Genomic DNA, 13,569 nt, shown 5'->3' with positions numbered 1-13,569 from the left:
ACCCAGCCCCGCCGGCGATTGAGGCGCGGGGGCCCGGGGGCGGAGCCCCCGAACGGGGGTGCAGGGGGCGAAGCCCCCGCCCGGGGCCCGGGGCGCAGCCCCGGTCACGGGAAGGGGCGGGGTGGGGGAAGAAGCCCCCGGCACAAGCAAACGGGGCCCGGCACCGATAACGCCGTTATCAGTACCGAGCCCACCACCCTGCCCCGAAGCCCCACCCCGAGAGCCCCGCCCTACCCCACCGGCTCCTCCAACTGCAGATCCATCGGCAGCTCCTGCCGCCGACTGATGTTCAACTTCTTGTACGCCCGCGTCAGATGCTGCTCGACGGTACTCATCGTGATGTACAACTTCGCCGAGATCTCCCGGTTGGTGTACCCGTAGGCCGCCAGCGCCGCCACCCGCCGCTCCGACTCACTGAGCGCCCCCATCGCAGCCCCGGCTCCGGCCCCACGCCCCCCGTCCACGCCACCGACTCCCGTACCACCCACGCCGCCCCCGCCCCCTGCGCCGCCCCCACCAGCCACACCACTCGCCCCACCCGCGGCAGCCACCCTCGCCTGCCCGGGCAGAATCTGCTCGCACAAGGGCGCCGCCCCGCAGTCGGCGGCCAACTGCCAGGCCCGCCGCGTCACCATGCCGGCCCGCGTCCCCTCCCCCACCAGTTGCAGGGAGCGCCCCAGATCGGCGAGGGCCCGCGCGAGCTCCAGCCGGTCACCGGACTTGCGGAGTTCCTCCACCGCCCGCCCCAGCACCTTGGGCCGCTGCGCCGGGGCACCCAGTGCGGCCCGCAGCCGCAGCGAGATCCCCTGCACCCGCGCGCTCCGCGGCTCCGGCATCGCCAACTGCTCGGCGATGAACCGCTCGGCCTGCCGGTGCTCACCGAGCATCAGCAGCGCTTCGGCGACATCGGTGCGCCAGGGCGCGAAGCGGGGCCGGTCCAGGTTCCACCGCCGGGCCAGCCGCCCCGCGTCCAGGAACTCCCCGACGGCGGCCTGCGGCCGGTGCGTAGCCAGGTAGTAGTGCCCGCGGGCCCGGAGGTAGCCGATGGCGTGGACGCTGGAGAACAGCTCCTCCGGCACCGGGAGTTCCAGCCGCCGCGCGGCCATCTCGTACCGACCGCGCGCGGTCAGCGCCAGCACCTCGGTGGCGAGCGGGGCGAAGAGGAAGACCGAGCCCCGCCCGGCGACCGCGGTCGCGGCGGCCGCCGCTTCCCGTTCGGCACCGGCGAGGTCACCGAGTCTCAGCAGCGCCTCCGCGTGGAGGTGCCCGAAGGCCGCGAACCAGCCCGGTGTCCGTACGGGATCGGTCTGCGCCTGGAGCTTCTGGCACCACACGACGGCCCGGTCCGCCTGGTCGGCGTGGAGCAGGGTCCGCACCGCCTGGCCCAGCGGGTCGAAGGTCGCGTGGGCGAGCGGGGTCGCCTTCAACAGCCGCTCCACGGCCGCGAGGTCGGTGGGACCACCACCGGGGTGGGCCCACAACGCCCCGCAGTCCCGCAGCCGTCCCGGCGCCGCCGGGACCGTCGAGGGCGCATGCTCCCGCCCGCCCACGGGGGGCAGGGCGAACAGCGGACGCAACGGATCCTCCCGCGGCACCGCCGGAGCTTCGGCCCCGTCCCGCGCGGCGGTCCGCTCCAAGGTGTCGGAAGCACACTCCACCCGCCCCTGCGACACCAGCAGTCGTGCCAACCACCCCGCCGGAGCGGCGGGCAGTACGCCCTCCCGCACCGCGGCGAGCGGACCCTCCAGGTACCGTTCCGCGGCCGCGGGATCGGCCCGCCAGGTCACCGCGGCCAGTTGGAGTTCGATCTCCCGGCGCTCGGGCCGGTCCCCGGCGAGCAGGCGGGCCAGCTCCAGGCAGCAGGTCGCGTACGCGCAGTCGTCGTCGAGCAGCGACTGCCGGGCGGCCTCGCGCAGCGCGGCCACCGCCCACTCCCCCGAGTCCGCCCCGACACCGGCCACGACCACCGGCCCTCCCGAACCCACCGGCCCACGGCCCTCGCCCCCGGGCGCGCCCCCGAGGCCGCCCCCGACCCCGAGCGCACCGACGATCCCCACCCCCGACGGCGATCCCTCCGCCGCCAACAGCTGCCCCGCGACCACCGAGGCATGGGCCCGCCCCCGGTACAGCGCCCGTGCGGCCTTCCAGCGCAGCAGCGCCCGCGTGTCCGGCTCGACCGCCTCCAGCACCGCGGCCGCAGCCGCGGGGTGCCGCAGCCGGTGGCCCTCGGTCAGCCCGGTGTCCTCCAGGACCGCCAGGGCCTGCCGCACCGCGTGCGCACTCGCACCGACCAGCTCACCGACGAGCCCCGCCCCGGCCTCGTCCCCGAGCACGGCCAGGGCCGCCGCGAGGAACCGCGCCTCGGCCCCGGTGCGCCGCAGGCACACCGTGACCGCCTCGGCGAAGGGTCCGCCGGGCAGCGGAGCGGGCCACTCCCGGGCCCCGGCCTCCGGTACGGGATGCTCGGTCAACAGCGCCTTCAGCAGCAGCGGGTTCCCCCCGGTCACCTTGTGCAGGTGCGCGGCGAGCGCGGCGGAGGGCGTCCCCGTGTGCCGGGTGAGTACGGCACCGGTGGCGGCCTGGTCCAGCCGCCCGACCCGGATCCAACTGAATCCCGGGTGCCGCAGGATCTCCGTACGGACCTGGGCGGTGTCCGCCGGTCCCTGCCCGGTCGGCTGCGCGAGGACCAGCAGCAGCGGCACCCGCCGCAACGACCGCGTGAGTTCGAGCAGATAGTCCAGCGAGGGCCCGTCCGCGTGGTGCAGATCGTCCACGCACACCACGACCGGCGACGGACCCGCGACCGTGCGCAGCGCCTCCTCGAAGACGTGCACCGCCGGGACCCCGCCGTCAGCGGGCAGGGCCCCGGCGGGCAGCCCCGCGGCGAGCCGGCGGAGCAGGGTGTGCCCCACTCCTTGCTCCCCCGGTGTACCCGCGGCCCGCAGGACCGTGATCCCGCCCCGCACGGCGAGCTCCGCGAATTCCTGCAGCAACTCGGACTTGCCACATCCGGCCGGACCCTCGACGAGGGCGATGCCCGCCCCGCCCGTTTCGCACGCCTTCAGCATCATGTCCAGCCGGGCGAACGCATCGTCCCGGTGCCAGAGCGCCATAGCAGCCTCCCCCGTTCCGAACCGCACTGCCCTGCCGGATCAGGTTAGGAACCGCGTCCCCGCGAGGGCAGGGAAAACCGCTGGCCACAAGCTGCCCGGCAACAACTGCCACCCACCCCGACCACCCCACCCGTCCCTCCCGCCCCCACGCGAAAGGGCCGCTCCGCCACCCGGCGGAACGGCCCCTCGTACGACTCCCCCTACGCTTCCCCTACTGGTCCGCCCCCTCCGAAGCGGCCAGCAGCCGGGCCAACAGCACGGCCCGCGGCTCCGCGCCCATCTTCTCGAAGACGAGGTCCGCGACCTGGTCCCCGTCGTGCCACGGCATCCGGTTGAGCTTGCGGATGTCCACGAGGTTGGGATCCCACCCGCTCTCCCCGATAACGCCGTTATCACCGGAGCCTGCCTCGCGAGCGCCCTCGCCCCCGATAACGCCGTTATCACCCGAGCCACCACCGGCCCCGGCCGCCGCCGAACCGATAACGCCGTTATCACCCGCGGCCTCCTCCGACCCCGACGACAGCTCCCCGGCGTCCGGCACCGAAGCCGCACCCCCGCCGCCGGCCCCTCCCCCACTGATAACGCCGTTATCACCGGAGCCTCCGGCCCCCGGGCCACCCGAACCGATAACGCCGTTATCACCCTGAGCCGCGCCCGGAGCCCCGCCACCGATAACGCCGTTATCAGTCCGCCCGGCCCCCTGCACCGGCAGCGACACCGGCTGCGACCCCGGAACGGCGCCGGCCGCCACCTCGGCCTCGCCCCCGGCGCCACCCGCTCCACCGCGCCGCCGCGACCCCGCGGCCCGCTGGTCGGCGGCCCGCTGATCCGCCGTCTCCCGCTGCTCCTCGTGACTGAGCCGCGCCAGCCCCCGCACGTGCTCGACCTTCCGCCGCCCGGCCTCCAGGTCCGCCTGGAGGTCCGGAGCCAAGGCCAGCAGCGACAGCCGCTGCGAGATGTACGCCTGCGTGACCCCGAGCCGCCGCGCCGCCTTGTGCTGGGAGCCGTACAGCTCCACCAGCCGGGTCAGCGCCTGCGCCTCCTCCAGATCGCTCAGGTTCTCCCGCTGGGCGTTCGCCACGAAGGCCGCTTCGAGCAGCGCCTCGTCCGTGGCCGCCAACGCGTCGTTGACCGTGACCCGCAGCGAACCGAGTCCCGCTTCCCGGGCGGCCGCCAGCCGCCGGTGCCCGTCGACGACGACGTACCGCGCGCCCGGCTCCAGCTCCCGCGCCCGCCCGGGCCGGTGCTCCAGGTAGGCGTCCACCGTGGCCACGGTGATCGCCTGCACCTGCCCGATCTCGGTCAGGCTGGCGGCCAGCCCCTCCAGCTCCGCCAAGGTCTCCCGCGGGTTGTCGGGGTTGGTGCTGATCTCGTGCAGCTCCAACGAGGCCGGCGGCCCCGCGACGGTCTCCTCCTCACCCGTCACATCCGCGATCAGCTGATGCCGGATGCTGCGGGCCTGCGCCGCCCGCCCGAAGGCGGAGGACCCGCCCACCCGATCGGCAGCGCTCTGTCGGGTGCTCACGCGATCTCCTTCGCGATCTTCCGCATGGACATGGCCTGCTCGCACTCCGGCGCGTAGGACAGCAACGGCCGCTTGTTCCGGACCGCCTCCCGCTGCTCCTTGAGCCTGCCGATCTTCGCCAGCACCCGCGGATCCCCGATCGACTCCCACTCCCGCAGCGAGGAGGTGACGATGTACCCGTCGCGGGCGTCGTACATGTTCACGACGAGCCCCAGGTAGTCCACGTCGATGCGCCAGTCGCCCTTGCCCGACTCGATCTGGTCGATGAGCATCGCGAAGGCGTCCGCCGAGGAGTCCTCGGCCTGCACGGTGATGACCACCCCGGAGGCCCCGGCCGCCTCGCCCTCGCGCCGCCGCCCGTAGTAGATCGCCGCGTCCATGCCCACACCCAGGCTGGGCGGGGAATCGATGACGATCACGTCGTAGTCCGACTCCAGCGGCTCCAACGCCCGCTCCAGCGTCGCCTGCCGGTTCCGGTCCATCGCGATCATGATGTCCAGGAGGAACGCGTCGGGGCAGGACGGCAGCACGTGCAACCGGTCCCCGTAGCGCTCGTCCTCGACCTTGACCACCAGATCCTTGATGGACCCGTCCTTCACCTGCCCGGCCATGAACTTGGCCAGGCTCGGCCCCTTCGGCGGCAGGTCCTGGAGCCCGAGCTGCTTGGTCAGGTGCCCCTGCGGGTCGTAGTCCACGATGAGCACCCGCAGCCCCTGGCCACGGAACTCCTCCAGCTCCTCGCCCCGGTCGGACTTCCCGGTGACGACGAACTCCTTGCCCTCCGCCAGCGCCTCGCCGACGCCGGCGGCGACCGCCGTCTTGCCGACCCCACCCTTCTGGTTGCACACCACCAGTCGGCGGGGGATCCCGGTCACGGGCCGGTACTTGGGGGAGGGGTGCTCCTGAAGCCACAGCGCCACCGACTGCGCCAGCCCCTGCACGTACGGGATCCCCCTCTCCCCGCACGTGCCCTTCAGCCCGTCCCACTGCCCCGGCACCAGCCAGGTGGAGAAGGGCAACGACCCCGCGGTCTCGACGGTCTCGTGCTTCGCGTCGGAAACCCGCCACGCCTGAATGGCCTCGGCCACGGCGTCCTGGATGTCGACTCCCAGCTCAGCAGCCCGGACCTTCAGGTCCTGTCGGAGCTGAGACGGCAACTTGGAGACAACTTTCTCCCTGTCTCCGGAGGGGCTAGAGCTCACCATGAGGGAAGCTTACTAACTTCCCCTCAGCAAAACACTCCCCACCCCAGCGTGTCCCGCCGATAACGCCGTTATCACCGAACCCACCCCGCCCCGCCCGCCGACCGATAACGCCGTTATCACCCACGGGTCCCACACCACCCCCGCACCCCACGCCGGAACCACCGATCAACGAACCAACCGGGGGAGCGAAGCCACCCTGATAACGCCGTTATCACCACACCCCGCCACTCACATCCCCCGCCCGCCGCACCCCGAGCGCCCCCGGGCACCTGATAACGGCGTTATCACCCCACCCCGGTGAGCCCTGCCCTCACCCACCCCACCGACCCCCGGCCCACCCCGATAACGCCGTTATCAGTGGCGCGGGCGACCGGCGCCGCCGAACCGGGAAGCGGAAACCGATAACGGCGTTATCACCCAGCCCCGAGCCCACCCCGACACCCGAGCCTCACCCGACCCCCCAGCCCCATCCCAACTGAGCCCGCCGAAGCCCGAACCCCAGCCCTCCGAAGCCCCGATCCTCAGGAGCCCTCACCCTCCTCAGGATCGACAGGCCCACCGGACCCGGGCGGACCGACCGGCCCCCAAAGATCCTGCGGACCCCAATGCCACCGGTTCTTCCACTTCGGCCGCTTCCGACGGGACCGGCGCCGCAGCCTCCCGCTCACCAGCTCCTCGGAAGCGCCCATCGGGGGAGTCCCCGGCCCGCCCTCGGATCCATCGATAACGGCGTTATCACTCCCGCGACCGATAACGCCGTTATCACCCAGCCCCACCGGCCATGCCCCGACCAGCCGCGCCGGCTCCCCCTCCTCACCGACGAATCCCACAGCAGCCGCGAACCCACCCGAGCCCGCGGACCCCTCAAGGCCCCTCCAGCCCTCCGAGTCCGCGGAACCCACCGAACCGATAACGCCGTTATCACCGAGCCCGCCCCCAGCCACTGCCTCGCCACCCGGCCCACCCCCAGCCGCTCGACGAGCATCCCGCTCCCGCTCGTACCGGCAAGCCGAACACAACCCGTCCTCCAAGGCCTTGCCGGACTTGTGCACCCGGCACCCGCAGACCGAACACTCCACCCTCTCACCCCGCAGCGCGGCAGCCGCCTCATGCCGGGCCTCACGTTCGGCCCGCCGCAGCCCCTCGGCCTCCCTCAGCCGAGCATCGGTCTCGGCCCGAGCGCCGTCCTCCTCCAACTGCCCTTCCCTCACCCGGTCCCACACCTCGCCCTTGACCCGCCGACGCTCCTCACGCAACGCGTACAGGCGCTCCGCACAGACCTGGCACTCCTCGCCCGGCCCAGGCCCAGGTCCCAGGAGCACGCCCTCATCACACCGCTCGTCCGAGCAGTCCGAACGCCGGGGGAGACCCCGCCGGACCAACCAGGCCCGAGCCTCCCCGACCTGGCCAGGCCCGCCCTGCTCCAACAGCCGCCTGGCAAACCGATCGGCCAACACCTTCCCGGCCCGCGCCTCACCGGTGAACCCCGCGATCACACCGAGCTCCACGGAGACCTTGGCCACGACGTACGCGCGGGCCCACGACTTGTCCAGCTCCTCCCACAGCGCCCGCACCGGCTCCAGCACCGGCACCAGGTCGTCCGGGGGAGGAGGAGCCGCCGCCCTCCGGGCCTCCCGCCGCTCCTGCTCCAGCCGCCGCGCGATCTCCTCACGCTGCGCCTTCGCCCTCTCCGGGGACGCTGCCGCCCGGGCCTCAGCCCGGGCCACTTCCCCGGGAGTCAATTCCCGGCCCTCCTCGCGCGCGCACGCGCGCTCCGGCCGCCGGGGCTCAGCCAGGCTTGCGGCTTCGCCGGAAAAGCCCGACTCAACAGTCAGCTCCCCAACCCCGTCAGCCAAAGAAGCGTGAACAGTGTGGAGGGGTGCACTTCCCGTGCGCTCTGAAATCCCGCCTCCGACGCCCGATCCGGGGACCATCCCCCCAGCTCGGAACTGCACTTCGGACCCGTCCGAACCCCTTCCATCCCCGAGTGCAGTTCGCGTGCGCTCTGAACCTTCAACGGGTGATCGTTCCGCCTGGCCCTTGCCCCACGCCACGTTCTGACGACCCCAAAGCCGCCTGCGCTCCTCCCGCGAAACAATCGCCGCACGAGCCGCCGCCAGCCCCTCATTGAGCTCGTGGACGGCCTCCCTCGCCTTCGGAACCTCGTCCTCAGGCTTCCCCCCGAACCGCCTCTTCACCGGCTCCCGAACGGCTTCTTCCTCCCGAGCCGCCTTCCGCCGGGCCTTCGTGGTGCTCCGCTGAGCGACCTTCCTCATGCCCGCCAGCAACTCCGCGGCGGCATCACTCATCTGCCCCTGCACCCCACCGTCCTCACCCCCTGCCTCGGTCCCCGGCCCCTCAAGACCGGCCTCGTCCCACGGCGCACCAGAGGACCCCCCACCAGATCCGAGACCGCACTCCACCGACGCCCCCGGCCCCACCTCCATGACGACGCCGAGACCCCCAGAGCCCTCGAAGCCCCCGTCCCCCGCCCCGAACTCCGAAGCCCCACCGAAGGCTTCCTCGTCCACCGTGTCCACCGAACCGGCCACCGCACGACCCGCAGCCCCAAGGCCACCGCTCACCCCCGCCACTTCGCCGGCTTCGCGATCCCGCCCCACCCCGAACTCCGAAGCCCCACCGGCATTCACACCCCCGGCAGCCCCGAGCCCCATGCCCCGCTCGCCCTCCCCACCCACAACACCACCGCGGGCGCCACCACCCCACCCACTCCCCACACCCCGAGCCCCCCAGGCCCCTTCAGCCCCAGCACCCCACGAGCCACCGCCCCCCTGGCGCACGCCCACACCGACCCGCGCCCGCACGAGTACGAGCCCGTCCTCGCCCAACCCGACACCGAATCCAGCCCCACGCCCAAGCCCCACTCCAACGGCGTCACCCCGCGCCCCGAACCCAGAAACACCAAGGCCCGCGGCATCACCAGCAACCCCCACCCCACGGCCAGGAACCCGACGAAGCCCAAAGGACTCCTCACTCCGCGCCGCACGAACCACCCCACCCGCGCGCGCCTCCACCACGGCCTCGACCCACACCCGGCCCCGCCCCCGCAGCCCCGACCGGTTGCCGACCCTCTCGGTCCGCACGACCCCGGCCTCCCGAAGCCGCTCCAGCACCCGGCCCCCCACCGCCGAAGACCGCCCGAGCAACCGCCCGACCGTCACCGCCGCCCGCCCCCGACGCGTCTCCACCACGCCGGGACACAGGCGTACGGCCCCCGAGCGCCCGGTGGACAGCACCATCAGCAACAGCGCCAACCGCTCCGTCGCGGCCCCGCGCCCGGTCCGCTGCCCGAGCAACCCCGCCGGAATCGGCTCCCGCCCCTTCGGCTCCCACCCAGGAGCGAACAACGCCTCACACAGCCGCAGCCCCACCGCCAGCTCGGCCCGACCGAGCGCCAACGCCCTCTCCCGGTCGGACACAGCCCTCCCGCCCAGGCCGTCACCAGCCCCACGCCCGAGCTCCTCCAGGCAGCCGTCGACCACCGCGGCACCAGCCACCCGCTCCCGAGCCACCGCCTGCTGAGCCCGATAGGCCGGCACCACCCAGCACCCCAACCCGGTGGTCCGCCCGATGTGGTCCTTCAACACCTTCGTCCCGACCACCCCCGCCTCTCGAAGCCCGGGCAGCACGACGTGCGCGGCCGCGGACCGCGAGACCCCGATCCACTGCCCGAGCTCCCACGCCCGCACCGTGGCCATGTGCCCGGCCCGCGCGTTCGTCTTGAACAACAGCACCACCGCAGCGAGTCGTTCGGCATCGGAGGCGTCCGCCAGCTCCTCCGCGTGCACGAGCCCCAGCACGGCCGCCAGGAGCCGCCGCCGCATCGTCTCGGTCAACAGCAGGGGATCACCGATGCCGCGAGGCTCCACCGGCCCGGCCTGCTCCGGCACCACCCCCCGCACCCCACGCCGCCGCTGACGCGGCACCAGGTCCCCACCCCGAGAAGCCCGCGCCACCCTCGCCACGCCTGAATCGGAACCCGAGCCCACACCCGAGCCGGCCCCAGCCCCCACTCCGCCCACAGCCGCGACCCCGCTCACTCGCCGGCCCCCGTCCCCGTCCCCACGCCGGCGAGAAGTCGCCACTCAGACCGGATACCCGCCCCTACCGGGCGAATCGGACCACGATTTTGCCCAACACGAAACACGCAAAGGCCACAGTCAGCCCCAAATCGGCCACCCGTGTGCTGGCGAACAACGAAACGGTGGTGCAAAATGACAGAGCTCCTCTCCCCATGGGCGAGGCAGCACGCCCCTCCCACTCACTGGCAGGGACACCTGGTGCGACCCCGCAACTCCGGGCCTGCACCGCCCCATCTCCCCGATGGGGTGTCACAAGCCCTTCCTCCCCGGCAGGGCGACAAAGCCCCCGGATCCACACGGCCCCGGGGTCACAGCCACGACTCCCGTCCTCAGGACGGCGAGCATGCGTGGATCCCGTTTCGTCGGGGCGGTCGGTGGAGCTTCCTTCCTCGTCCTCCTCTTCTGAGCGACAACTGCACCTGCAGTAGTGATGAATCGAACTGTTCATCCGGCCGGTAACCGGGTGGGCGAAACGCCTTCAGAGGGTCGGCAAGCCCGCTGACTGGCAGCCGGGGTACGAGCCTCGGGTGACCGGCAAGTCATCCGAACGCACACGACCCCAGCGGCAGCTCCTGCCGCGCTCTTTGACTTACGTCATCTCAACCCCCTCCCCCCGGAGGGCCGGTTGGGGTGCCCGGAAACATCCGGCACCAACTCCAACGGCCCCGCCCAAGCCAATCACACCCACACTGGCCGACGGCACTGACAATCCCCGGGAAGGGCCCTCCCCCGCACGTCCGTCACCGGCCGACCACAACCAGCCCCCGGACAGCACAAAAGGACCGTACGAGCCCTCCAGGGCCCCACGATCCTCGTCCTCCCGCACCCCGGCTCCACCCGGAACTCCGCACACCCACACCCGAATCGGCGCGCAGAACACGATTCCACCCAGGCCGAACCCGCCACCGGCAACTCCGCCCGCCGTCGCCGAGCCGGCAGTACCCGCACGTCCCGCCCCCGAGACGTGCGACCACCCCTCCAGCCCCACACGACGCCCGGTGCACCCCCGCACCCGACGCATCAGCCCGCCGTCCCTCCCCCTCGACACAGCAAGTTCACCCATACAGGTGAGTCACTCCGCAGGCCCATACACCCACACGAGTGATCCGCCCCCTTTGACGTCTCCAGGTCGCCCCGAACACGCCGAACACACCGAAGCCATCAACGACTACGACGCCGAGCCGCCAGATCGATCGGCTCCACGGCCTTCCGCTGAGCCGCCTTCTGCTGCTTCTCCAGCTCGTACTGGGCAATCTGCGCCTCGTACCGCTCCTGGAAGTCAGCGTGGTCGAACCGACTCTCGTCATCCATCGCCTCGATGGCCCTCAGCTGCTCCACGGGGGTCCGGAAGCCGGCAATGAGCGGACTCAGCCGGTACGCCCCGTTGCCTTCCTTCCACACCATCCCCGCGAAGGCCAGGTGCTGCAGCGCCCGCGTCACCTTCGACCGCGTGATGCCGATCTCCGCCGCGATGGCCCCCTGGGTCACCAGGCACCGCCCACCGGGCTCCTGACGCCCCAGAAGGTGCAGCAGCACCGGGTACGCCGCCGGCGGCATCCCCCGCGGCGTGAAGACGAGCGCGTTGTTAGCCGTCCAGACGTACTCGGGGGCCACATGCTCCACGGCAATCGTCATGACGTCCCATCCTCCTTCTCCCGCCCCTTGCGGGCCCGGGCGCGCGCCTTGTCCTCCCTGACCGGCTTCCGTGCCGGATCAGGCAGCCTCCGCAGCTCCCTGAACACCTCGGGCAGATCCGGATTGTCCTCGATGGCATCCAGCAACGACAGCTGGTCCACCTTCAACGTGCCCTGAACCCGCGTCCCCGGTTTCGGATCCACGGGAACCTTGCCCCCCTTGAGGGACAGCCGGGGATGCAACTGGTAGACACCCGGCTTGATCCGAGCCGTCACACCGATCCTCCCGGACTCCTTCAGCGACCGGGACACCTGGGACTGCTTCACACCCAGGATCTCGGCCAGCTGACTCTGCGTCGCCTGCACCGTCCCCCCGGGCTTCTGCATACCCATCATCCGCACGATCAGCCTCAACGAGACGATGTCGTCCCGGTAGTAGTCCGACAGCCAGCACAGGAACGTCTGACTGTCCATCACGAAGTCCCCGTCGAGGAACCCGTCACTACTGACCGGCGGCTCCACCGAAGCACGGTACCCCGGCGGCAGGCTCACCACATTGGGCCTGACCAACCCGCCGGGCCCCCGGAACGCACTCGTAGGCGGAGCCGGGGGAGCAACGGCTGGCCCCGGCCGCCGACGCGGCTGCTGCTGAGCTGCAGTCATCGCGAACACGCGCTCCTCAAGATCGTCCCTACTCGCCAGCCGCAGCATACGCGATTGTCCCCCTGGTGCACATTACTGTCCCTCACGTGCACTTTCGACGTGTCGTTATCACCCCGGGGTGATAACCAGCCTCCGCCCGCCCGGGCCCGACTCCGCCCCGACTCCCAACCGACTCGACAGCGCTCGAACCCCACCCGGAGTCGCCACCCCGCCCCGAAGACCCCACCCTCACACACCCCAACCCCCCGATTGTCCCCCTGGTGCACATTCCACCCCCCTGACCGCGCCCTCCACCCCTCCGAATGTCCCCCCAGTGCACAAAACACCCCACTTTTATAACCCCGGGGTGATAATCGAGCCCCCCATTTATCACCCCGGGGTGATAATCCCGCCCCACCTCACCCCACCTGACCTGCAAGGATCCCCTCTCCCCCCTCTCTAGAGCGCGCGTGCGCGCGCGTGATACACCATCAGAACCCCACGCGCAAGGGCCTACACGCAGAGGTCTCGGGTCTGCCCGGAGGCTCCTCCCATCTTTAGCTGATCTCCATTTTGAGTCACCAAACACACTCCGACTCGCACAGTGAAGCTCACCCTAAAAATCGGCATACCCATTTCTTCTGGCGCAGCGAAGCGGAGCCAGTAACTACAAATCTTCGCTCGGGGCAGCTGGAAACCCATAGAGTGCTGGCGTTTACCCGCAAAGCGGGTAAAAAAAGACTCACTTAAAGACCCAAGCCTGGTGGGGTTCTTTGTCCTTCAAGGCAGGCAACATCTAGAAGCTTCCCCTGGACCCTGGAGCGGAGCGAAAGGTTTCCCCGTCCCTAACTACCTAGCTCCTAGGGATGGCTAGAAACCGGAGCAGAAAGCTAGGGTCCCGGCGCTCCAGTCCCCGAAGCGAACACCCCCGAGGCCCGCACAGCGGGCGGATCTCCCGCGGGCTCGCTAAGCGAGCCCGCTTTAAAGCTCGGAGCCCAGCGGAGAGCTTTGTTCTTCTAGGCGCACAGCGCCTAGAAGAACCGCTAAAGCCCGTAGCGCAGCGGAGGGCTTCGCCCTCCTACACGCGCAGCGTGTAGGAACTCACTTAAAGCTGGGAGCGTAGCGGAGAGCTACGCTTGCCTGAGCGCGCTGCGCTCAGGGCCCCGCTTGAAGGTCGGAGCGCAGCGGAGACCTTCGCTCTCCTAGCCGCGCAGCGGCTAGGGACCCGCTTAGCTCGGAGCGTAGCGGAGAGCTTCGCTCTCCTAGCCGCGCAGCGGCTAGGGACCCACTTAAAGGTCGGAGCGCAGCGGAGACCTTCGCTCTCCTAGCCGCGCAGCGGCTAGGGAC

The 13,569-nt window shown here is 71.4% G+C and carries 6 protein-coding genes; all 6 read right to left on the bottom strand.

The window, feature by feature from the left end; genetic code table 11:
* Positions 1 to 230: 230 nt before the first annotated feature.
* Complete coding sequence (locus ABTZ17_RS33020) at positions 231 to 3,113, bottom strand: helix-turn-helix transcriptional regulator (protein WP_352199486.1); 2,883 nt, start codon at positions 3,111 to 3,113, stop codon at positions 231 to 233.
* Positions 3,114 to 3,324: 211 nt separating this feature from the next.
* Positions 3,325 to 4,638 (bottom strand): ParB/RepB/Spo0J family partition protein, encoded by a 1,314-nt coding sequence (locus tag ABTZ17_RS33015; RefSeq protein WP_352199485.1) that lies wholly within the window; start codon positions 4,636 to 4,638, stop codon positions 3,325 to 3,327.
* Positions 4,635 to 5,843 carry a ParA family protein gene (locus ABTZ17_RS33010; RefSeq protein WP_352199484.1) on the bottom strand — a complete coding sequence of 403 codons (1,209 nt, stop codon included), beginning with the start codon at positions 5,841 to 5,843 and terminating at the stop codon, positions 4,635 to 4,637. The genes ABTZ17_RS33015 and ABTZ17_RS33010 overlap by 4 nt, the downstream gene beginning before the upstream one ends.
* Before the next feature lie 521 nt (positions 5,844 to 6,364).
* Positions 6,365 to 9,700: a hypothetical protein gene (locus ABTZ17_RS33005; RefSeq protein WP_352199483.1), complete on the bottom strand. Its 3,336-nt coding sequence runs from the start codon at positions 9,698 to 9,700 to the stop codon at positions 6,365 to 6,367.
* Between the two features lie 1,407 nt (positions 9,701 to 11,107).
* Entirely contained in the window at positions 11,108 to 11,581 is a 474-nt protein-coding gene (locus ABTZ17_RS33000; protein ID WP_352199482.1) for a MarR family transcriptional regulator, read from the bottom strand.
* On the bottom strand, positions 11,578 to 12,102 hold the full coding sequence (locus ABTZ17_RS32995) for a hypothetical protein (RefSeq protein ID WP_352199481.1): 525 nt from the start codon (positions 12,100 to 12,102) through the stop codon (positions 11,578 to 11,580). Before ABTZ17_RS32995 ends, ABTZ17_RS33000 begins: the two co-directional genes overlap by 4 nt.
* Positions 12,103 to 13,569 lie beyond the last annotated feature (1,467 nt).

Source organism: Streptomyces sp. NPDC097619 (assembly GCF_040302735.1).
Taxonomy (GTDB): Bacteria; Actinomycetota; Actinomycetes; order Streptomycetales; family Streptomycetaceae; genus Streptomyces.
This window is presented reverse-complemented; position numbering and strand designations above follow the sequence as displayed.